The following is a 22572-nucleotide window of genomic DNA, read 5'->3' on the forward strand; positions in this document are numbered from 1 at the left end:
ACAGAACTCTTTTAGTAGCTAACTTTTAAATCTTAGGTATCATGAAAGTATATCAGACTGATGAAATTAAAAACATTGCTCTTTTGGGCAATGATGGAGCCGGTAAAACCACCCTCACAGAGGCCTTACTCTATGAGAGTGGGGTTATAAAACGTCGCGGAAGAATCACGCAGAAGAATACGGTGAGCGATTATTTCCCGGTAGAGCAAGAGTATGGCTATTCTGTCTTTTCTACAGTGTTCCATGTGGAGTGGAACGGCAAAAAGCTGAACATCATCGACTGTCCGGGAAGTGACGACTTTGTGGGAGCAGCCATCACGGCACTCAACGTCACCGATACCGCCATCCTGTTGTTGAACGGCCAGTACGGTCCCGAGGTGGGAACGCAGAACCATTTCCGGTATACCGAGAAGCTGGGCAAGCCCGTCATCTTCCTGGTGAACCAGCTGGACCATGAGAAATGTGATTACGACCACGTGCTGGAGCAGTTGAAGAACATCTACGGTTCGAAAGTGGTCCCCGTACAGTATCCGTTGGAGACAGGTCCCAACTTCCATGCCCTGATCGACGTGCTGTTGATGAAGAAATATTCCTGGAAGCCCGAAGGAGGCGAACCGATCATTGAAGATATTCCCGAAGAAGAAATGGAGAAAGCCACCGAGTGGCACAAGGCGTTGGTGGAAGCTGCCGCCGAGCATGATGAAGGACTGATGGAGAAATTCTTCGAGCAGGATTCGCTGACGGAAGACGAGATGCGTGAGGGTATCCGCAAGGGTCTGGTCAGCCGTGGCATGTTCCCGGTGTTCTGTGTCTGTGCAGGCAAGGACATGGGTGTACGCCGACTGATGGAATTCTTGGGCAATGTGGTTCCGTTCGTTTCCGAGATGCCGAAGGTGTTCAATACACGGGGTGAAGTGGTTCCGCCCGATGCGAATGGTCCGACTTCCCTGTTCTTCTTCAAGACTGCCGTGGAGCCGCACATTGGCGATGTACAGTATTTCAAGGTGATGAGCGGTACCGTTCATGAGGGCGACGACCTCTCGAATGCCGACCGCGGTTCGAAGGAGCGCATCTCCCAGCTCTTCGTCTGTGCAGGTGCCACCCGTATCAAGGTGAGTGAACTGCGTGCCGGAGATATCGGCTGTACGGTGAAGCTCAAGGATGTGCACACCGGCAACACCCTGAACGGCAAAGACTGTGAAAACCGCTTCAACTTCATCAAATATCCGAACTTCAAATATTCGCGTGCCATCAAGCCGGTCAATGAGGCTGATACCGAGAAGATGATGGGCGCCCTCTTCCGCATGCGTGAGGAAGACCCGACTTGGGAAGTGGAACAATCGAAGGAATTGAAACAAATCATCGTGCACGGTCAGGGTGAGTTCCACTTGCGTACGTTGAAATGGCGTCTGGAGAACAACGAAAAGATATTCGTCAACTTCGAAGAACCGAAGATTCCTTACCGCGAAACCATCACGAAGGCTGCTCGGGCTGATTACCGTCACAAGAAACAGTCGGGTGGAGCCGGACAGTTCGGTGAAGTGCACATGATTGTGGAACCCTACTACGAAGGCATGCCGTTGCCCGAGACCTATAAGTTCAATGGTCAGGAATACAAGGTGACGGTGAAGAGCCAGGAAGTGATCGACTTGGAGTGGGGTGGCAAGCTGGTGTTCATCAACAGCACCGTGGGCGGTTCCATCGACGCACGCTTCATGCCGGCCATCCTGAAAGGTGTCATGAGCCGTATGGAGCAAGGTCCGTTGACCGGTTCGTATGCCCGTGATGTACGTGTGATTGTCTATGACGGCAAGATGCACCCGGTAGACTCCAACGAAGTCTCCTTCATGCTGGCGGGACGCAATGCGTTCAGTACCGCCTTCAAGAACGCCGGTCCGAAGATTCTGGAACCGATTTACGATGTGGAAGTCTTTGTTCCGAGTGAGAAGATGGGTGATGTGATGGGCGATTTGCAGGGACGCCGTGCCATGATTATGGGTATGAGCAGCGAAAACGGCTATGAGAAGCTGGTTGCCAAGGTGCCTCTGAAAGAGATGTCATCCTACTCCACTGCACTCAGTTCGCTCACCGGCGGACGCGCTTCGTTCATCATGAAGTTCGCCAGCTACGAACTGGTTCCGTCGGATGTTCAGGAGAAGCTCATCAAGGAGTTTGAAGCCAAACAGGAAAAAGACGATTAATCAGGTTCACGAAACAGTTTCTAACTAATCCATACAATAGAAAAGCCGCTTCCGTTAAAGGAAACGGCTTTTTTATTTAATTCCCCTTAAAAATTTAAGAACTGAACGTTGGTTACCAATTAAATTTCTATTAATTTTGCACTTGTCTGAAAGCCCGTTAGGCGATAATGGCTGCTTTGTCAGCTAAAAACGTCTTTTCGGTTAATAATAGAGAATCGGCATGTAAAATCTGTTAATCAGACGCCAACGTTATTTATGCGTTGTTAATTTTGCTCCTATGAAAAAGTCAACGATTTGGATTTTAGGCATCATCATGGGTCTCTCGTTCGTCAGCTTGCTCTATTTGCAGGTGAGCTACATCGAGGAGATGATCAAAATGCGCCGGGAGCAGTTTGACGAGTCCGTCAAGCGCAGTCTTTCCAGTGCGGCCAATTCCCTGGAACTGGCTGAGGCTGCTACGTACTTGCAAAAAGAGATGAGCAGCGGATACAAGAAAAGGACTTCGTCGGTGGGCAATCTGAATACGTCCGATACCCCGGGTATGATTCAGGTCCATCAACAGATGGTGAGGACCGGTAACGGATTCGCCCTGCGCATCCGCATCGGAGGTAGCTTGTTTGGTGATTCGGTCCGCAAGTCGTTGAGCGAAACCAACGATGACCTGCGTCAGGAGTTCTACGGACGTTTCAAGCAAAAGCGCGACCTGGTGAACGATGTGGCACTGAAACTGTTGCACCGTGCCAGTGACAAGTCGCTGGAGGAACGGGTGAACTTCAAGACACTCGACGAATGCATTAAGACGGAACTGGCAAACAACGGAATCGACATCCCTTACCACTTCACGGTGCAGACCAATGACGGACGGGAGGTGTACCGTTGTCCCGACTACGAGGAAGCCGGTTCGGAACATGTCATCCCGCAGGTGCTCTTCCAGAATGACCCGCCGGCAAAGCGCGGATGGGTGCAGATTCATTTTCCGACGCTGAACGATTATATTTACAGTTCGGTGAAGTTCATGATACCGTCGTTGATATTCACGTTCGTGCTGCTGGTGACTTTCATCTTTACGCTCTACCAGATTTTCCGTCAGAAGAAGCTGACCGAGATAAAGAACGACTTCATCAACAACATGACCCACGAGTTCAAGACACCTATCTCTACCATTTCGCTTGCAGCCCAGATGCTGAAGGACCCGGCTGTCGGGAAGTCGCCCCAGATGTTCCAGCACATATCGGGAGTCATCAACGATGAGACCAAGCGTCTGCGTTTCCAGGTGGAGAAAGTCTTGCAGATGTCGATGTTCGAACGGCAGAAAGCCACTCTGAAGATGAAAGAGGTCGATGCCAACGAACTGATAGCTGGTGTCATTCACACCTTTGCTTTGAAGGTGGAGAAGTACAACGGACGCATTACCTCCGACCTGTCGGCGCTCGACCCGTTGATCTTTGTGGATGAGATGCACTTTACCAATGTCATATTCAACCTCATGGACAATGCCGTGAAGTATAAGAGACCGGAAGAGGACCTCTTGCTGAACGTGCGGACCTGGAATGAGGGCAACAAGCTCTGCATCTCCATTGAGGACAATGGCATCGGCATCAAGAAAGAGAATTTGAAGAAGATTTTCGATAAGTTCTACCGCGTTCATACCGGCAACCTTCATGACGTGAAGGGCTTCGGCCTGGGCTTGGCATACGTCAAGAAAATCATTCAGGACCATAAGGGAACCATCCGGGCTGAGAGTGAGTTGGGCGTAGGAACGAAGTTTATCATTGTATTACCCTTATTAAAAAATTAAATTATATGGATGAGAAGTTGAACATTTTATTGTGCGAAGACGATGAGAATCTTGGCATGCTTTTGAGAGAATATTTGCAGGCAAAAGGCTATTCTGCAGAGTTGTGTCCGGATGGTGAAGCCGGTTACAAGGCTTTCCTGAAGACTAAGTTCGACCTGTGCGTACTCGATGTGATGATGCCGAAAAAGGACGGTTTCACATTGGCACAGGAGATTCGTGCAGCCAATGCTGAAATCCCCATCATCTTCTTGACAGCCAAGACGCTGAAGGAGGATATCCTGGAAGGTTTCAAGATTGGTGCCGACGACTACATCACCAAGCCCTTCAGCATGGAAGAGCTGGTGTTCCGTATTGAAGCCATCTTGCGTCGTGTACGTGGAAAGAAGAACAAGGAAAGCAGTGTCTACAAAATCGGCCGCTTTACGTTCGACACACAGAAGCAAATCCTGGCTATCGACGGCAAGCAGACCAAGCTGACTACAAAGGAATCGGAACTCTTGAGTCTGCTCTGTGCACATGCCAATGAGATTCTGCAACGTGACTTTGCATTGAAGACCATCTGGATTGATGACAACTACTTCAATGCACGAAGCATGGACGTTTACATCACCAAGCTCCGTAAACACTTGAAAGCCGATGATTCCATCGAAATCATCAACATCCACGGCAAAGGCTATAAGCTGATTACTCCGGACGTTGACTGATTTGCGAGTCTACCTGATAAAAAAGACGCCGTTTGTGCCTCAGTACAAACGGCGTCTTTTTTATGTCAGGGCTGAAGCCTCGAGCTTCTGTCCGTATCATACAATGTACTTGTTGAAGAAGATGTAAGCGGCAAGTCCGCCAAAGATAAATACGAGTGAAGTCACCAGCATGGCGTTGCTGTCCATGCAGTGCGTGAAGAATCCCCCAAGCAGGATGAGGGTTCCGATGATGATAAGGATCAGGCCAATGTGTTTACAGAACTGTTTGAGCATCGTTGTAATGTATTTGGTAGAGTGATAAAAGTCCGGGTTACTCTTTCGTGTTGGTGAAAATCTTCCGCAACACATTCTGGCTGACGCGCAATTCCTCTACGGTCAGTCCGTAAAGCGCTTCTTTCAGCGTACGGTTGGCGATGAAGCGCGTACGTTCCTCCAGCTCCCGCCCGGTTTGGGTCAGGTGTATCAGGTTGATGCGCCGGTCCGACTTGTCGGAGGTACGCACCACCAGGTGCATCCGCTCCATGTTGTCGATAAGGCGTGTCATACTGGGTTTGTCCTTGAAGGTGGCATTGCAAAGCTCCTGCTGCGTCACACCGTCTTTCTCCCACAGGAACAGGAGGACCGTCCATTGTTCAGGAGTAATTTCCAGATTGTTCTGTCTGAAGTTGCGGTAGAGCTTGCGGTTGATGGCAGCCGAGACCTTGCCGTTGAGTATGGCAAATATCAGGCGTGTGTCAAAATTGAATTCTTCAGTCATGAAATTATTGTTTAAGCAACTAAGGCAAAGGTACGAATACTATTCTTGTCGGAGGTGCTATTGTTAGTAAAATTTGTGAATATCCTGAATTTCCTTGCCGTTCCATGACCTGACGACTTTCCGCAAATCGGCACAAAAAGGAAGGTAAGTGGCTTATTTTCGTAAGAAAACACTTTCAAAGATTTGCAGGTTCATGAAAAATATCTACCTTTGCGCTCGATTTTCAAAAACATAATATTAATCTATTAATTTGACACGTATGAATCAATACGAAACCGTTTTCATTTTGACTCCCGTTTTGTCTGATGTTCAGATGAAGGAAACGGTAGACAAGTTCAAAGGTATTCTTACTGCCGAAGGTGCTGAAATTGTCAATGAGGAGAACTGGGGATTGAAGAAGTTGGCTTATCCCATCGAGAAGAAATCCACCGGTTTTTATCAACTGATTGAGTTTAAAGCAGACCCGACTGTAATTGAAAAACTTGAAGTAAACTACCGTCGTGACGAACGCGTAATCCGCTACTTGACTACCAAGTTGGATAAATACGCTATCGAATATGCTGCAAAAAGAAGAAGTGTAAAATCAACTAAAAAGGAGGATTAATCCATGGCACAACAACAATCCGAAATCAGATATTTGACTCCGCCTTCAGTGGATGTAAAGAAGAAGAAATACTGCCGTTTCAAAAAGGCTGGTATCAAGTATATCGACTACAAAGATCCTGAATTCTTGAAGAAATTCTTGAATGAGCAAGGTAAGATTCTGCCTCGCCGCATTACCGGTACTTCATTGAAATATCAGAGAAGAGTTGCTCAAGCAGTGAAAAGAGCCCGTCACTTGGCATTGCTTCCATTCGTAACTGACATGATGAAATAATAAGGAGGAATTTGTATGGAAATCATTTTGAAAGAAGACATTGCAAACTTGGGTTACAAGAATGACATTGTAACAGTGAAATCAGGTTACGGTCGTAACTATCTTATTCCTACCGGTAAAGCCGTTATCGCATCTCCGGCTGCAAAGAAAATGCTGGCTGAAGAGTTGAAACAACGTGCTCACAAACTTGAGAAAATCAAGAAGGATGCTGAAGCTTTGGCTGCTCAGTTGGAAGGCGTATCGTTGAAGATCGCTACCAAGGTCAGCTCTACTGGAACCATCTTCGGTTCTGTGGGAAGCATTCAGATTGCTGAAGAACTGGAGAAGCTGGGTCACAAGATTGACAGAAAGATTATCTTCGTGAAGGATGCCGTGAAAGAAGTTGGTTCTTACAAGGCTACCGTAAGACTTCACAAAGAGGTTTCTGTTGAAATCCCCTTCGAAGTAGTTGCTGAAGAAGCATAAACGTAGAATTATAAGTTTTCTATGAAAGTGCAAGGGCATTCCTCCCGTCGTGGAGTGAATGCCCTTGTTGCATATATGCCAGGATGGCAAAGAAGAAACCGGCAACAGTCAGGCTTGTTGTCCTCGACTGTGCCGGTCGTTCATACCCTTTATTAATCAATCAAATTATTTGAAATGGCGGCAACGACTCGTCGCGAGTGCTTGCCGTATGTCTTAGTCTTTTCTTACGAACTTTCCGTCTTTCCATTCATAGACCACGGACTTGCGTATATACGGGATAATCTGCTGACGGTCATCCGCGTTCATATAGTCCGGGGTGGTATAGGTGAAGGATAGTGTGTTCTCCTTGGGGGAGAGCGAAGCTTTCAGGAAGGTGATGTCTGCCTTGCGCTGCAACTCGTTCAGGCTGTCAGCCTTTTCAGCGGAAGGCTGGAGGAAGAAGTCGTCAGGTCCGGGTCGTTGGGGGAGGAAATCGCTCACCGGCAACTCTTTCCAGTCCGTTGAATAGAAACGGAGGCTGCTGTCCTCCACCGGTCCTTTGACCGTCTTCACCCAGCAGACGACCGACACGGAATCGTTGAGCGGGAGACGGCGCATTTCCCATACACTGCTTTCGGTCACCTGTGCCAGCAGGTAGTCATCGGTGAGTGTCTTGACTTCCGACGTACGGTTGAAGCGGTTGGTGACCCGTGCCTTCATGTTGCTGGCAATGAAGTCCACACAGTCAGCCCGGTTGACGGGAGTCAGGATGGGCGACAACGTGTCGGGCATGTGGACAAATATTTCTTTTAGGGTCTGTGCCTGCATGCCGCCGATGCACAGCAGGCAGCCAAGGACCGACAGGAATCTCTTTTTCATTTACTCTTGTTATTTGGAACCCAAATATAGGAAAATCATACCGATTAGCACCAATGCCAAATCGACAACCTTGCTTTTTAAATTCTTTTCACGGAAGAAGAGCGCACCGCACAGGAAGGAGACCACCACACTGCCGCGCCGCACCATCGACACGATGGAAATCATGGCACCTTCCAGACTCAGGGAGTAGAAGTAGACGAAGTCGGCTGCCGACAGGAAGATGGAGATGAGGATGATGCACCAGTCCCAGTGGAACGGGGTGGTCGTCTTCCGCTTGGGAAGCCACAGCAGGGCAATCACGGCTCCCATCATGAAAAGCTGGTAGATGTTGTACCACGACTGCACCACCATGCGGTCCAGTCCCAGTCCGCCTTCACTGACGGGTGCCATCAGGTATTTGTCATAGAGTCCGCTGATGGCGCCGGTGACGGCTGCCAGTACGACGTAGAAGATGTAGCGGTTATGCTTGAAGTCGATGCCTTCCTTTTTTCCCGAACGGCTCAGCATGAAGAAGGAAATGACTGCCATCAGCACACCTGCCCACTGGTAGAGGTTCAGCCTTTCGCCAAACACGAGCAGGGCACCCACCAGTACCATGACCGGACGGGTCGCATTGATCGGTCCCACGATGGTGAGCGGCAGGTGCTTCATGCCGAAATAGCCGAACGTCCATGAGGAGAGCACGATGACCGACTTGAGCAACACATACTTGTGTACCTCCCAACCGGCAGCCGGCACATGGAAGATGGTGCCGTCGAGACTGTCGCTCCAAGCTGAAATCAGGATGAAGGGAAGGAAAATCAGGCTGGAGAACAAGGTGTTCAGGAACAGGACCGGAAGGACGGCGTTGTCGCGTAACGATTCTTTCTTGAATGCGTCATAGAAGCCCAGCAGTGCAGCCGAGAGGAATGCCAGAAGTAACCACATCATGGATGTAACGATTTATGTATTCTTTCTTTCGGGGTGCAAAGATACGGCTTAATTGCGCTCGGTGGATATTCCCGGATAAAAAGTAGGGTGGGGAAGAGGGTTAAAAAAGAAAAACGCCTACCTTTGCACTCGTCTTTTTAGGAACTGATGTCCATCTACATTTTTTAATACGTAATATGAAACTACTGACTACGCTCTTCGGTTTCGACCCGAAGAAACATTCCGTGAAGACAGAGCTCTTCGCGGGCATTACTACTTTCCTGACCATGGCCTATATCCTGGCGGTCAATCCGGAAATCCTCAGCGCCACCGGAATGGATAAAGAAGCTGTGTTTACATCGACTGCCCTGGCAGCTATCCTGGCTACCGTCATCATGGCACTATGGGCGAAACTTCCGTTTGCGCAGGCATCGGGCATGGGGCTGAACGCCTTCTTTGCCTACACCATCTGCCTCAACATGGGCTATTCCTGGCAGTTTGCCCTGACGGCGGTCTTCCTGGAGGGCATCATTTTCATTCTGCTGACGGTCAGCAACCTCCGTACCCTGATTGTCGACCTCATCCCCGAATCGCTGAAATATGCCACGACCGTGGGTATCGGACTCTTCATCGCGTTCATCGGACTTCAGAATTCCGGCATTGTGGTGGGCAATCCCGCAACCATGCTTTCCCTCGGTCACATCACGTCCGGTGCTCCCTTGCTGGCAATCATCGGTATGGTCATCACACTGATGTTCATGGTACACAAGGTGCGTGGCGGACTCCTGTGGGGCATCCTCCTCACGACCCTTATCGGTATCCCCATGGGTCTGACCACCTTTCACGGACTGTTCAACCTGCCGCCTTCCATTGCTCCCGTTTTCTTCAAGCTCGACTTTACCCATCTGTGGAGTGTCGATATGCTGATTGCCGTCTGCACCCTGCTGTTCATGGACCTCTTTGACACCATCGGCACGTTCATCGGTGTTGCCACCAAGGCAGGCATGATGGAGAATGGCAAGCTTCCCCGTGCCAAGCAGGCATTCATGTCCGATGCCATCGGTACGACGGCAGCCGGTCTGTTGGGAACGAGTACCATCGTCACCTTCCTGGAGAGTGCTGCCGGTGTGAACGAAGGCGGACGTACGGGACTGACTTCCTTCACGACGGCTGTCTGCATGGCGTTGGCACTGTTCCTTTCGCCCCTGTTCCTGTCCATTCCGGCTGCTGCCACTTCCGCCGTCCTCATCATCGTCGGCATGATGATGGTCGCCCCCGTGGCAAAGATTCCTCTTGACGATTACACCGAAGCCCTGCCTGCCTTCCTTTGCATGATTCTCATGCCCCTGGCATACAGCATTGCCGATGGCATCATCATCGGTTTCATCAGTTACGTGGTCATCAACCTGCTCTGTGGACAGCACAAGAAAATCACCATCCCCATGTATGTGATGGCCATCCTGTTCTGCTTCAAGTTCCTGCTCTAGGCGGAAGAAGATACTGACAAACTCAAGCATTCATAACCTAACAAATTCAAACATGAAAAGAATCCTATTGCTTTGTTTCATTGCGTGTGCGGCTTTCCAGTTGAAAGCGCAGAATGTACAGTTGCATTACGACTTCGGTCGTACCCTTTACCAGGAGTTGGAAGATGCCGACCGTCCTCCTGTTACCGCTACGGTGGAGTTCTTCAAACCCGACAGGTGGGGAAACACCTACTTCTTCGTTGACTTCGACTGGACCAAGAAAGGACTGGCTTCCGCCTATACGGAGATTTCCCGCGAACTGAAGTTCTGGGACGCTCCCATTTCAGCCCATGTCGAGTATAACGGCGGACTGAGCAACACCGTGTCGTTTGACAATGCCTACTTGGTGGGACCCTCTTACTCCTGGAACAGTGCCGACTTCACCAAGGGCTTTACGCTGATGGCGATGTACAAGTATATCCAGAAGCATGAAGACCCGAACAACTTCCAGATTACCGGAACCTGGTATGTGCACTGCTGTGACGGCAAGTTCACCTGCAGCGGTTTTGCCGACTTCTGGCGCGAGAAGAACCCTCACGGTTACTTCATCTTCCTGTCAGAACCCCAGTTCTGGGTCAACCTGAACAAGTTCAAGGCTTTTGACGATAAATTCAACCTCAGCATCGGTACTGAAATCGAGCTGAGCCAGAACTTCAGCTTCCGCGACGGTTTCTACACCATTCCGACACTGGCTCTGAAGTGGAGCTTTGATTAACGGTTGAGGCCGCAAGGCTGAATTATCTGCAGAGGCACAAAGAGACAGGGCGATTTTATTCCCCTGTGTCTTTGTGCCTCTGTGTTTTTATGCCCTGTCAGGAGGTATGGCGGATGTCTGTGCGGCTGAAAGTATGTATTTTTTGTCATCTGACGCTCTTTTACAGCCCGTCATGTCTCCATCCTCTGACAAAATCACTACATTTGTTAGCCGTAACGAGAAACGGATAAGCGAAACAGAATTACTTAACCCTGAAAAGACGATATGAAAATCAAATTGATGTGTGCGCTTTGTGCGCTTTTGCTTTTGTCGTCGTTCCGGTCCGATGAACGCGACACCATTACAGTTTTCATGATTGGAGATTCTACCATGGCAAACAAACCCCTGGGAGGTGACAACCCCGAACGTGGCTGGGGGCAGATGCTTGCCGGTTACTTCACCGAGGATGTCCGGGTGGACAACCATGCCCTCAACGGACGCAGTTCGAAAAGCTTCATCGACGAAGGTCACTGGGAGGAAGTGCGTCGGCTGATTCGTCCGGGCGACTACGTGTTCATCCAGTTCGGGCATAACGATGAAAAGCCGAAGCCCGACCGCCATACCGACCCCGGCACGACATTCGACGCCAACCTGCGTCGGTTTGTCGAGGAGACACGTGCCAAGGGAGGCAAGCCGGTGTTGCTCAACTCCATCGTCCGCCGGAACTTCTTTGACAACAAGCAGGCTGTGACGGATGACGACCTGCGCCGTGAGAAGGTGGAAGGAACGAAACTCGAAGGCGACACGCTGATTGATACCCACGGGGCTTACCTCGACTCTCCGCGCAACGTGGCTGCTGCCATGGATGTCCCCTTCATCGACATGAACCGGCTGACACATGACCTCGTGCAGGGATTGGGACGCGAAGCCTCGAAGTCACTCTTCTGCTGGATTCCCGAAGGAACCTGTGTGGCCTGTCCGAAGGGCCGTCAGGACAACACCCACCTCAATGTCTACGGTGCACGCCGGGTGGCAGGTCTGGCAGCAACCGCCATCGAGCAGGTGATTCCCGAGCTGGGCAAGTATGTGCGTCACTATGACTTTGTCGTGGCAAAAGACGGAAGCGGCGACTTCTTCACCGTGCAGGAGGCCATCAATGCCGTGCCCGACTTCCGCAAGAACGTCCGCACGACCATCCTGGTCCGTCCGGGTGAATACAAGGAGCGCGTCATCGTGCCGGAGTGCAAAATCAACATCTCCCTCATCGGTCAGGAAGGAGCCATCATCACCAACGACGGCTATGCCAGCAAGAAGAACCGCTTCGGTGAAGAGATGTCGACGTCCGGCTCTTCGACCTGCTACATCTATGCTCCCGACTTCTATGCCGAGAACATCACCTTTGCCAACACGGCAGGACGCGTCGGTCAGGCAGTTGCCTGCTTCGTGAGTGCGGACCGTGCCTACTTCAAGGGCTGCCGTTTCCTGGGCAATCAGGACACCCTCTATACCTATGGCAAGGGTTGCCGCCAGTATTACGAAGACTGCTACGTGGAAGGAACGGTGGATTTCATCTTCGGATGGTCGACGGCAGTGTTCAGCCGCTGCACCATCCACAGCCTGGGGAAAGGCTACCTCACTGCTCCGTCGACCGACAAGGAGCAGAAGTACGGTTATGTGTTCTATGACTGCAAGATGACTGCCGAGCCGGGTGTGGAGGGAGTCGCCCTGTCCCGTCCGTGGCGTCCGTATGCCAAGGCAGTGTTTGTCCGTTGCGATCTGGGCGGACACATTGCGCCTGCCGGCTGGGACAACTGGGGCAAGAAGAGCAACGAGGAAACCGTGACCTACGCCGAGTATCAGAGCACCGGAGCCGGTGCCCGTCCGTCTGAACGCGCCTCGTTCGGTCATCAGCTGAAGGACCTCACCGGCTACAGCATCGAGGAAGTGCTGGGAGGCACCGACGGCTGGAACCCCGTGAAGAACGGAAATGCGCTGGTGAGCGTGAAACGCTGATGCGTGGTGCATGGTATCAGGAATTGGAAAGGAGGGTGTGTCGTCATGAGCGATGCACCCTTTTTACATAAAAGGGCGGTATACATTTCGGACACACCCGCCAGACATTCGTGTTTGACTGGGCAAACACAAGTCTTTGACCGGGTAAACACAAGCGTTTGACTTGTCAAACTCATTAGTTTGATAGGGGTAAGTATCATACTTAGCTTGGAAAGGTATCATACTTAGCCTGGAAAGGTATTATACTTAGACCCCCTAAGTATAATACTTAGGCAGCCTAAGTATTATACTTTGGTCTATTAAACTACTATGTTTGTCAGGTCAAACGCTTGTGTTTGGCAAATCAAACACTTGTGTTTCATCCGTCGGACAATTGTGTTTGCCGGGGGAAAGTCATGTATGAAATTGAGCGAAAGATAATTCATAAATGAAGAATAAAGTGTAAGTTTGTCAATGTATAGACCTTTTCTCTAAATACGGAATGAAAACAACAGTTTAAAAGAACATATATGAACTATAAGCATTTATTATTGACCGTCGGCTTACTCCTGGGAGTCTGTTCCATGACCCGTGCCGGCAATTATGTCAAACAGGGCAATACGGTGACAGTGACCGTCACTTCCCCACAGGACAAGGGTGCCCGAAAGGTACGGCTTCAGGTGATTGGCGACAAGATTGTCCGGGTGGAAGCTACTCCGGAAGCAGACTTCCCGGTGAAGCAGAGCCTGATGGTCGTCAGTCAACCGGACTTCAATGATTTTCAGGTCACCGAGACCGAGGATGCCGTGCAAGTGAAGACACGTGCCGTCTGTGCTACCGTCAGTAAGACCGACGGACGGGTGGTGTTCCGTGACGGGAAAGGACATCTGCTGCTGGCAGAGACAGCCCGGGGAGGAAAAGTCTTCACGCCCTTCCGGGTACCGGAGCGGGAAATCGGAGTCGGCACGTTGACCGAACAGCAACGCAACGCCTGGTCGTGGCAGATGAAGTTTGACAGTCCCGTCGATGAGGCTTTCTACGGACTGGGACAACACCAGTCGGGAGAGCTGAACATGAAGGGAAAGAATGAAGACCTGTTCCAATATAACACGAAGGTGAGTGTACCGTTTGTGGTGAGCAACCGGGGCTACGGACTGCTCTGGGACAGCTATTCCTACTGTCGCTTCGGCAATCCGGAAGACTACCTGCAGCTGAACCGCGCCTTTACCTTATATGATAAGAACGGGCAGGAGGGAGCGTTGACAGGAACCTATACGGATAAGGCGGGACGGACGTTGGTACGTCGGGAAGACAGCCTCTATTTCGAATATGCTTGTCCGGAGACGTCGGAGCTGTGCCGGAAATACGACCGTGGCGGTCTTGCCAACCTGCCGCAAGGTTTCCAGCTGGACGGGGCAAAGGTCGTCTATGAAGGCTCGTTGCTGGCGGAGGGAGACAGTCCGTCCGCAACCTTTCACTTTATCCTTTATTATGCCGGTTACATAAAGGTGTTCGTCGATGGCAGGGAAGTGGTTCCGGAACGTTGGCGCACGGCGTGGAATCCCAATGCGTGGAAGTTCGCCTGCCGCCTGCGTACGGGAGTGAGAATCCCCGTCCGGATTGAATGGAGACCCGACGGCGGCGTCAGCTACTGCGGACTGCGTGTCGCACAGCCGCGCAGTGAGGAAGAACAAGGCAAGCTGAGCGTATGGAGTGAGATGAGCCGCGACATGGACTACTACTTCATAGCCGGCGATAACCTGGACGAGGTGATAGCAGGCTACCGTGCCCTGACGGGAAAGGCACAGGTGATGCCCCGCTGGGTCATGGGGTTCTGGCAGAGCCGGGAACGCTACAAGACAAGCGACGAGATTGTCCGTACCCTGGCAGAGTTCCGCCGCCGTCACATCCCGGTAGACAACATCGTGCAGGACTGGAACTACTGGCCCGAAGATGCATGGGGAAGCCATGAGTTCGAGTCCGTCCGTTACCCCGACCCACAGGCAATGCTCGACAGCGTGCATGCCCTGCACGGGCGCTTCATGATTTCCGTCTGGCCCAAGTTCTATTGTTCCACAAAGAATTACCAGGAGCTTGACGCTCACGGATGGATGTACCGTCAAGCCGTGACAGACTCCATCAAGGACTGGGTCGGACCGGGCTATGTAGGCTCGTTCTATGATGCCTATGCCGAAGGAGCGCGGAAGATGTTCTGGCAGCAGATGGATGAGAACCTCTATTCCAAGTACCAGCAAGGCATCGATGCCTGGTGGATGGATGCCTCGGAACCCAATGTCAGGGACTGCACGCCCATGTGGTATCGCAAGGCGTTGTGCGGACCGACGGCGTTAGGTTCTTCCACCGAATACTTCAATGCGTACAGCATCGTCAATGCCGATGCCATATACAACGGACAGCGTTCCGTGAATCCGGACCGACGGGTGTTCCTGCTCACACGCAGTGGCTTTGCCGGAGAACAGCGATACGGCACAGCCACCTGGAGCGGTGACATCGCGACCCGTTGGGAAGACATGCGTGCCCAGATGACTGCCGGCATGAACTTCTCGCTCGCCGGTATCCCGTTCTGGGGAATGGACCAGGGTGGCTTCTGTGTAGAGAAACGTTACGTGGCTGCTCAGAAACTGTTTGACTCGACCGGGCAGGAGAACGAGGACCTGAAGGAGTGGCGTGAGCTGCAGACCCGCTGGCATCAGTTCGGTTGCTTTGTCCCCTTGTTCCGTACACACGGACAGTGGCCCACGCGTGAAGTGTGGAACATTGCTCCCGAGGACCATCCCGCTTATCAGAGCATTGTCTGGTATGACCGTCTGCGCTACCGGCTGATGCCTTACCTCTACAGCCTGGCAGGAGCCGTCCACTTCAGGGACTATACGATGATGCGTGCCCTCGTGATGGATTTCAATGGCGATGCAAACGTCTATGACATCAAGGACCAGTGGATGTTCGGTCCGTCGTTGATGGCTTGTCCCGTCGGGTATTATCAGGCACGTTCCCGCCGCGTCTATCTGCCGGAGCAGTGTGGCTGGTATGATTTCTATACCGGACGTTACCATGCAGGCGGGCAGACCATTACGGCTGAGGCACCTTACGAGCGCATCCCGGTCTATGTCCCTGCCGGGAGCATCCTTCCTTTCGGTCCGGAGATGGAGTGGAGCGATGAGAAGCCTGCCGAGTTGATAAACCTGTATGTGTACACCGGACGTGACGCTTCGTTTACGCTTTATGAGGACGAGAATACGAACTACGGTTACGAGCGCGGACATTATGCGACCATCCGCTTCAGCTACAACGAGGCAACGGGGGAACTGACCATTGCTGACCGGAAGGGCCGTTTCGACGGCATGTTGCAACGGCGCCGCTTCAATGTGGCCGTGGTGAGTCCGGCAAAGGCACAGCCACTGGACCTCGATGCTCCCCAAGGCACGATGGTGGACTATGACGGAAAGGCCGTAACGGTGAAAATTGTAAAGTGAACCGATGATGAACACATGGAATCTTGGATTACGGAAGGCACTGCTGCTGATAGCCGCCTTCTGTTCGGTGGCGTGTCAGGCACGCGATGTCAGGCTCTTTGACGAAGGCTGGCTGTTCCTGTTGGGCGACGAGCCGGAGATGGCACAACCCGGTTATGACGACAGCCGGTGGCGTCAGTTGTCGCTGCCGCATGACTGGGCGATAGAGGGTGACTTCTCGGCAACGAACCCTTCGGGAGTGGGAGGCGGTGCCTTGCCCGGTGGCGTCGGGTGGTATCGCAAACATTTCAGGTTGCCTGCAACGGAAGGGGAGCGCCGTTACTATCTCGCGTTCGACGGGGTATACATGAACTCCACCGTGTATGTCAACGGACATGAGGTCGGTTCCCGTCCCTACGGTTACAGTTCGTTTGAGTATGACCTGACGCCCTACGTCCGTCGGGACAGCGACAACGTGGTGGCGGTCAGGGTGGATAACAGCGACCAGCCCAATTCCCGTTGGTACAGTGGCTGTGGCATTTACCGTCATGTCTGGCTGACGGCAACGAGTCCCTTGCACATTGCCCGCTGGGGTGTCCATGTGGTGACAGACGTCGGAGGTACCGTCGATGTGGAGCTTGCCGTTTCCGGCGATGCGGACGGTCAGCACCGGCCGGTGTTCCGTCATACCCTTCTTGCCCCTGACGGACGTACGGTCGCCGTGACGTCGGCAAAGTCGTTGCGGCAAAAGCTGCGTGTAAGGCATCCGTTACGGTGGTCGGTCGACAGCCCGCATCTCTATACCCTGAAGTCAGAGGTGCTGGTCGATGGAGAAGTTGTCGATGCCGTGACCACGCGGACCGGGTTCCGTGAGTTCCGCTTTGATGCCGCGACCGGTTTCTGGCTCAACGGACGCAATCTGAAAATCAATGGCGTGTGCCTGCATCATGACCTGGGCTGTCTGGGAGCGGCGGTGAATGAAGACGCGATGTGCCGTCAGCTGGTGAAATTGAAAGCGATGGGGTGCAATGCCATACGGTGCAGTCACAATCCTCCTGCGCCCGAACTGCTGGACCTGTGCGATGAGATGGGGTTCATCGTGATGGACGAGAGCTTTGACATGTGGCGTCGTCGGAAGACCCGGAATGACTACGCCCGTTTCTTTGACAAGTGGCACGAACGGGACCTGTCGGACCTGCTCCTGCGGGACCGTAACCATCCCTCTGTCCTGGTGTGGTCCATCGGAAACGAGGTACTGGAGCAGTGGAGCGGTGTCGGTGCCGATGAGCTGACGCTCGAACAGGCGAACCTCCTTCTGAACGCCGGACACGATGGCTCCACGCTGGCACACGGCGAGGAACTGACTCCCAACTCACTGCTGACCCTGCACCTGGCAGGGATTGTGCGGAAGTATGACCGTACACGTCCCGTCACGGCAGGATGCAATGAACCGTCTCCCGACAATCACCTCTTCAAGAGCGGTGCACTCGACCTCATTGGTTTCAATTACCATCGTGAGTGGATCAAAGATGTTCCGTGCAATTTCCCCGGCAAACCGTTCCTGCTCACCGAGAGTGTCTCTGCCCTGCAGACACGCGGCTATTACCGGATGCCGTCGGACAGCCTGTTCATCGCTCCGGAACGTTGGGACAAACCCTATACGGACCCGTCGATGATGTGCTCGTCCTATGACAACCAGCACGTCCCGTGGGGCTCGACCCACGAAGAGACCTGGGACATTGTCAAGCATACGCCCTATTGTGCCGGGCAATTCATCTGGACGGGCTTTGACTACCTTGGCGAGCCGACTCCTTACGGCTTTCCTGCCCGTAGCAGTTACTTTGGCATCATCGACCTGGCGGGCTTCCCCAAAGACATCTATTATATGTATCAGAGCGAATGGACCGACCGTCCCGTGCTGCACCTGTTCCCTCACTGGAACTGGACGGAAGGACAGACGGTGGACCTCTGGTGCTATTACAATGACGCCGATGAAGTGGAGCTGTTTGTCAATGGCAAGAGCCGGGGCGTACGCTCCAAAAAGGACAGCCATCAGTACCACGTAGCCTGGCGGGTCGCCTATGAGCCCGGTGAAGTGAAAGTGGTGGCGCGTAAAGGCGGACAGGAAGTGCGTTCCTCGTCCATCCGTACCGCAGGAGCACCTGCCCGCATCCGGCTTGAAGTGGACTATGAAGGCGAGACGACCGTCTTTGTCAATGCGTATGTCACGGACGAAGCCGGCAACCTCTGCCCCTGGGCGGAAGATGACTTGCGGTTCAGCGTATCCGGAGGGACTGTCATCGGTGTGGACAATGGCTCTCCGACCAGTATGGAACGTTTCAAGGCTGACCACCGCAAAGCCTTCTTCGGCAAGGCACTGGTGGTTATCCGGAAAGATAAAGATGCCGGACCAATCCGGCTGGAGGCTGTAAGTCCGATGCTTGCAGCCGGACAACTTGTAATCACGAACAATTAGCTATATGAGTACTATGAAACGATTGAAGATGATGGCAATGGCCCTAATGATGGGAGCCTCTGCCCTGGCGCAGGTCCCTGCGTATCTGGATGACTCACAACCGCTCGAAGTGAGGGTGCAGGATGCGCTGAGCCGCATGACGACACACGAGAAAATACAGCTTCTGCATGCACAGAGCAAATTCACTTCGGCAGGAGTGCCCCGTTTGGGTATCCGTCAGCTGAACATGGACGACGGACCTCACGGGGTACGTGAAGAGTTGGAATGGAACACGTGGAAGCCGGCGCGGTGGACCAATGACTCGGTGGTAGCGTTCCCGTCGCTGACGTGCCTCGCTGCCACATGGAACCCGGAGCTGTCGGCAGTCTATGGCAATGCAGTGAGCGAGGAGTTTGCCTTCCGGGGCAAGGACGTGATGCTGGGCCCCGGCGTGAACATGGCACGTACACCGCTCAACGGACGCAACTTTGAATACATGGGGGAGGACCCGTACCTGGCAGGACACATGATTGTGCCTTACATCCGGAGTGCGCAGGCAAACGGGGTAGCGTGCTGCCTCAAGCATTTCGCATTGAATAATCAGGAGATTGACCGCTTTGCCGTCAATGTCAATGTGGACGAGCGTACGCTGCATGAAATCTACCTGCCGGCATTCAAGGCTGCGGTGCAGGAAGGCGGCGTGTGGACGGTGATGCCGTCGTATCCTCTTTGGAACGGGATACATTGCTGTCAGAATGACTCGTTGCTGAACGGCATCCTGAAACGCGACTGGGGCTTTGACGGAGCAACCATCAGCGATTGGGGCGGCACGACGGACACCTGGCAGGCGGCTACCGGCGGACTGGACATCGAGATGGGAACCTTCACCGACGGGAAGGTGAAGGAGGCAGAGTTCGGTTACGACGACTATTACCTGGCAGACAAGTTCGAGAAGCTGATTGATGAAGGCAAGATACCGATGTCGGTACTTGACGACAAGGCTACGCGAGTCCTGCGTACGATTTTCCGAACGTCGATGAATCGACAGAAGGTCATTGGCTCACTGTGTTCCGAGGCGCACTATGATGCCTGTCTGCGGATTGGTGAGGAAGGTATCGTGTTGCTGAAAAATGCGGAGGACATGCTGCCCTTGGATTTCAATCGGTATGAGCGTATCCTGGTGGTGGGCGAGAATGCCGTGCGTTCCCTGACGAAGGGAGGCGGTTCTTCGGAACTGAAGACCCTGCACGACTGGTCTCCGTTGGAGAGTCTGCAAAAACGGTTTGGAGCAAAGATTGATTATGCCCAAGGCTACAGTTCGGGCAGAGCCATGTATGACAAGGTAGACCCGGTGGACCCGGCGTTGAGCCGTCAGCTGAAGGCAGAGGCGCTGGAGAAGGCCCGTCAGGCAGACCTCATCCTCTTCATTGGCGGCATGAACAAGAACTGCCGGCAGGATTGTGAAAACTCCGACCGGGAGAACTACCACCTGTCTTTCGGACAAGATGAGCTGATTCAGGAACTGGCAGCCATCCAGAAGAACATCATTGTATGTACCTTTGGCGGCAATGCATTTGCGACCCCTTGGATTGACGAGGTGAAAGGATTTGTCCATGCCTGGTACCTGGGTTCCATGGCAGGAGAAGCCCTGGTCCGTGTGCTCGATGGTACGGTGAACCCCAGTGGCAAACTGCCCGTCACTTTTGCCAGACGTCTCGAAGACTATCCTTTTATGGAATATGGAGCGGAAGCCTATCCGGGCGTAAATAAGCAGGTTTACTATAAGGAAGGCATCTTCATGGGTTACCGTCACTTTGACACTCGCAAGGTGAAACCGCAGTTCCCTTTCGGCTACGGATTGAGTTATACGACGTTTGAGTATGGCAAGTCACGCCTCTCCTCCAAGACCCTTTCGGATGGCAAGATTGTCCTGTCCGTGGACATCACCAATACAGGCAACCGTGCCGGTAAAGAGACGGTGCAGTTGTACATCGGACAGCGCAAACCCTCGGAAGTACGTCCTGTCAAAGAGCTGAAAGCCTTTGAGAAGGTCGAGTTGCAGCCCGGTGAGACGCGGACCGTCGAGTTCTCCATTGACCGGTCGATGCTGTCCTTCTTCTCGGCAAAGAGCCATGACTGGGTGGTAGAGCCTGGACGTTTCGATGCCTATGTCTGTGCTTCCTCAGCCGATGTACGCGGACAGGCGGACTTCCGGGTAGAGTAAGGTAACTTCCCAATCGCATCAGACTTCGGGAGTTCTGTGTTTGCAACCAGGCAGGACATCGAGTAGTCTGGTGCGATTTTGGGTTAAGAAGTCATTCGGAAAGCGAAAGACAGCGGAGAATTCAGGAGTGATACGGACGTGAAGAAAGCGGCGGTCCTGTTCCGGCAGATGTTTTTCGGGCTGTCTTACGAGCAAGCGTTCCTGAACGGTCGTTCAGAAGTGAATGCTTTTATCTTATCTTTGTGCGCATGGAGCAAAACTCTGCGACATGGATAAGGCTCAGCAACAACAGGGTCGCATCGTTCTTTTCAAGGAAGAAAAGGATGGTACAGCTATTAGAGATTAGGAAACACACCTGCCGGGTGTCGGTTATCGAAATATCCTACACCTAAAGGTGCATTTATTAATACATTATCGTCAATTATTAAAAATATAATCAAGCCGTGATATATAATAAATCTTTTACAGTCGTTTTAGATGATTTATCAGAGTATATAGATACCCATGATAAGCTTCTGCTCAAAGAAGATATGCTTCAATTAGCATATAAAAATTATATCATTGATGTTGGATTTTACTCTAAAGGATTTATTCTATATGTGATACAAGACCACAATTGGGATATCCCTATAAGAAAAGAGTTTATCCAAGAGAATGATATTATAAATAGAATAAACAAGGCTTGTATTGAAGTCTTATCTATTCGTAATGAACGATAACAAGGTCGAGATAACAGCTTAACGCTGTTCCTCCCCCAAACCATTAGCATTAATGTGCGACTTAAAAAAGTAAATATGAAGATAATAAATTGGACATTACTTTTTCTTGCAACGTTTTTTTGTTGCTTTGATAGCGTGAAAGCAAGCACATTGCTGCAAGATACTATACGGGATGTAACCTATCAACTTTATCCGTTGGGGGTTGCCTGCCGTGATAATGATATGGCAACCATAAAACGGTTGCTGGCAGCAAAAGATGAACCTATGGCAATGGGTAACGATTTTTATGAGTTTGACATATTCTATACGGCAATTTACTTTGACAAAGAGGATGTACTGACGTATGCTCTTACCAGGTATAAGGACATTAATAACAGATTATATAGTGACGAATACGGGCTGACGCTCCTGACATACGCCTGTAAATTGTCTAATGTGAAGTTAGCCCGCATATTGCTGGAGCATGGCATTGATGTAAACGGTTACCAAAGTCCATACGATATATACAACGTATATCCGATTATGGAAGCCATTGCCAATAATAACATTGAACTGGTAAAGTTGCTTTTAGAATATCATGCAGATCTTAATATAAAAGATAGTAACGGCAACACCCCTCTTGCTTTAGCTAAGGAAACAGGTGCTAAAGAGGTAGAAGATTTACTTTTACAATGGATGAAATTCCCAGGAAAATAAACTGAGCCCTCGCTTGGGAGGCTTATTGTCTGTTACAAAAAGAGCCTGAGTTTCTAAAACTCAGGCTCTTATCAGCGGAGAGACAGGGATTCGAACCCCGGGTACCTCTCGGTACAACGGTTTTCAAGACCGCCGCAATCGACCACTCTGCCACCTCTCCAAACTCCTTTGCAGAAGTACTTCCTTTCAAAAGCGTTGCAAAGGTAACGCTTTTTTTGAATACT

General features: G+C 51.7%; 17 protein-coding genes, 1 tRNA gene and 2 pseudogenes. 15 read left to right on the forward strand and 5 right to left on the reverse strand.

Features of this window, described 5'->3' with window-relative positions:
* Positions 1 to 41: 41 nt before the first annotated feature.
* From C8275_RS06830 to C8275_RS06840, 3 genes and pseudogenes are all read left to right on the forward strand, one after another.
* The gene (locus C8275_RS06830; protein ID WP_022385161.1) at positions 42 to 2201 is read left to right on the forward strand and encodes a translation factor GTPase family protein; all 2160 of its coding nucleotides are present in this window, start codon (positions 42 to 44) and stop codon (positions 2199 to 2201) included.
* A 730-nt stretch (positions 2202 to 2931) separates the two neighbouring features.
* Positions 2932 to 3999: pseudogene (locus C8275_RS06835) on the forward strand (sensor histidine kinase); the annotation flags it as partial.
* A gap of 5 nt (positions 4000 to 4004) precedes the next feature.
* A complete protein-coding gene (locus C8275_RS06840) occupies positions 4005 to 4703 on the forward strand; it encodes a response regulator transcription factor (RefSeq protein ID WP_022385159.1) in 699 nt (232 codons plus the stop codon).
* Positions 4704 to 4799: 96 nt separating this feature from the next.
* On the opposite strand, the gene C8275_RS14635 is transcribed toward C8275_RS06840, so the two are convergent.
* Together C8275_RS14635 and C8275_RS06845 are read right to left on the reverse strand one after the other, a co-directional pair.
* Positions 4800 to 4976, reverse strand: a complete 177-nt coding sequence (locus C8275_RS14635; protein ID WP_022385158.1) for a hypothetical protein — start codon at positions 4974 to 4976, stop codon at positions 4800 to 4802.
* A 37-nt stretch (positions 4977 to 5013) separates the two neighbouring features.
* Positions 5014 to 5460: a MarR family winged helix-turn-helix transcriptional regulator gene (locus C8275_RS06845; protein WP_022385157.1), complete on the reverse strand. Its 447-nt coding sequence runs from the start codon at positions 5458 to 5460 to the stop codon at positions 5014 to 5016.
* A 259-nt stretch (positions 5461 to 5719) separates the two neighbouring features.
* Here C8275_RS06845 and rpsF point away from each other — a divergent pair, with 259 nt between their 5' ends.
* Genes rpsF through rplI form a run of 3 tightly spaced genes read left to right on the forward strand, consistent with a single transcriptional unit; the run spans position 5720 to position 6802 of the window.
* Positions 5720 to 6064, forward strand: coding sequence for a 30S ribosomal protein S6 (gene rpsF / locus C8275_RS06850; RefSeq protein WP_022385155.1), 345 nt, complete (start codon positions 5720 to 5722; stop codon positions 6062 to 6064).
* 3 nt (positions 6065 to 6067) lie between these two features.
* Positions 6068 to 6337, forward strand: coding sequence for a 30S ribosomal protein S18 (gene rpsR, locus C8275_RS06855; RefSeq protein ID WP_022385154.1), 270 nt, complete (start codon positions 6068 to 6070; stop codon positions 6335 to 6337).
* Positions 6338 to 6352: 15 nt separating this feature from the next.
* Positions 6353 to 6802, forward strand: coding sequence for a 50S ribosomal protein L9 (gene rplI, locus C8275_RS06860; RefSeq protein WP_022385153.1), 450 nt, complete (start codon positions 6353 to 6355; stop codon positions 6800 to 6802).
* Positions 6803 to 7015: 213 nt separating this feature from the next.
* Here the strand turns inward: rplI and C8275_RS06865 are convergent, their stop codons facing one another.
* Both C8275_RS06865 and C8275_RS06870 read right to left on the reverse strand, forming a co-directional pair.
* Positions 7016 to 7660: a DUF3256 family protein gene (locus C8275_RS06865; protein ID WP_106484587.1), complete on the reverse strand. Its 645-nt coding sequence runs from the start codon at positions 7658 to 7660 to the stop codon at positions 7016 to 7018.
* A gap of 9 nt (positions 7661 to 7669) precedes the next feature.
* Positions 7670 to 8587 carry a DMT family transporter gene (locus C8275_RS06870; protein ID WP_106625758.1) on the reverse strand — a complete coding sequence of 306 codons (918 nt, stop codon included), beginning with the start codon at positions 8585 to 8587 and terminating at the stop codon, positions 7670 to 7672.
* A 179-nt stretch (positions 8588 to 8766) separates the two neighbouring features.
* Here C8275_RS06870 and C8275_RS06875 point away from each other — a divergent pair, with 179 nt between their 5' ends.
* The 9 genes and pseudogenes from C8275_RS06875 (at position 8767) to C8275_RS06915 (ending at position 22348) form a co-directional block, all read left to right on the forward strand.
* Positions 8767 to 10056: an NCS2 family permease gene (locus tag C8275_RS06875; protein WP_022385150.1), complete on the forward strand. Its 1290-nt coding sequence runs from the start codon at positions 8767 to 8769 to the stop codon at positions 10054 to 10056.
* A gap of 52 nt (positions 10057 to 10108) precedes the next feature.
* Positions 10109 to 10810 (forward strand): DUF5020 family protein, encoded by a 702-nt coding sequence (locus tag C8275_RS06880; protein ID WP_106484588.1) that lies wholly within the window; start codon positions 10109 to 10111, stop codon positions 10808 to 10810.
* A 264-nt stretch (positions 10811 to 11074) separates the two neighbouring features.
* Positions 11075 to 12802, forward strand: a complete 1728-nt coding sequence (locus tag C8275_RS06885; RefSeq protein ID WP_106484589.1) for a pectinesterase family protein — start codon at positions 11075 to 11077, stop codon at positions 12800 to 12802.
* Positions 12803 to 13311: 509 nt separating this feature from the next.
* Positions 13312 to 16275: a glycoside hydrolase family 31 protein gene (locus C8275_RS06890; protein ID WP_234395721.1), complete on the forward strand. Its 2964-nt coding sequence runs from the start codon at positions 13312 to 13314 to the stop codon at positions 16273 to 16275.
* 7 nt (positions 16276 to 16282) lie between these two features.
* A complete protein-coding gene (locus C8275_RS06895) occupies positions 16283 to 18730 on the forward strand; it encodes a glycoside hydrolase family 2 TIM barrel-domain containing protein (protein WP_106625760.1) in 2448 nt (815 codons plus the stop codon).
* 13 nt (positions 18731 to 18743) lie between these two features.
* Positions 18744 to 20933, forward strand: a complete 2190-nt coding sequence (locus tag C8275_RS06900) for a glycoside hydrolase family 3 C-terminal domain-containing protein (RefSeq protein WP_369861209.1) — start codon at positions 18744 to 18746, stop codon at positions 20931 to 20933.
* A gap of 87 nt (positions 20934 to 21020) precedes the next feature.
* Positions 21021 to 21209 (forward strand): annotated as a pseudogene (locus C8275_RS06905) (TetR/AcrR family transcriptional regulator); the annotation flags it as partial.
* Between the two features lie 167 nt (positions 21210 to 21376).
* Positions 21377 to 21652 (forward strand): hypothetical protein, encoded by a 276-nt coding sequence (locus tag C8275_RS06910; RefSeq protein ID WP_106484591.1) that lies wholly within the window; start codon positions 21377 to 21379, stop codon positions 21650 to 21652.
* Positions 21653 to 21727: 75 nt separating this feature from the next.
* Positions 21728 to 22348, forward strand: a complete 621-nt coding sequence (locus C8275_RS06915; protein ID WP_106484592.1) for an ankyrin repeat domain-containing protein — start codon at positions 21728 to 21730, stop codon at positions 22346 to 22348.
* 75 nt (positions 22349 to 22423) lie between these two features.
* Here C8275_RS06915 and C8275_RS06920 read toward each other — a convergent pair.
* Positions 22424 to 22508, reverse strand: a tRNA-Ser gene (locus tag C8275_RS06920).
* Positions 22509 to 22572: the final 64 nt, after the last annotated feature.

The organism is Bacteroides sp. Marseille-P3684, assembly GCF_900291465.1.
Lineage (GTDB): Bacteria > Bacteroidota > Bacteroidia > Bacteroidales > Bacteroidaceae > Phocaeicola_A.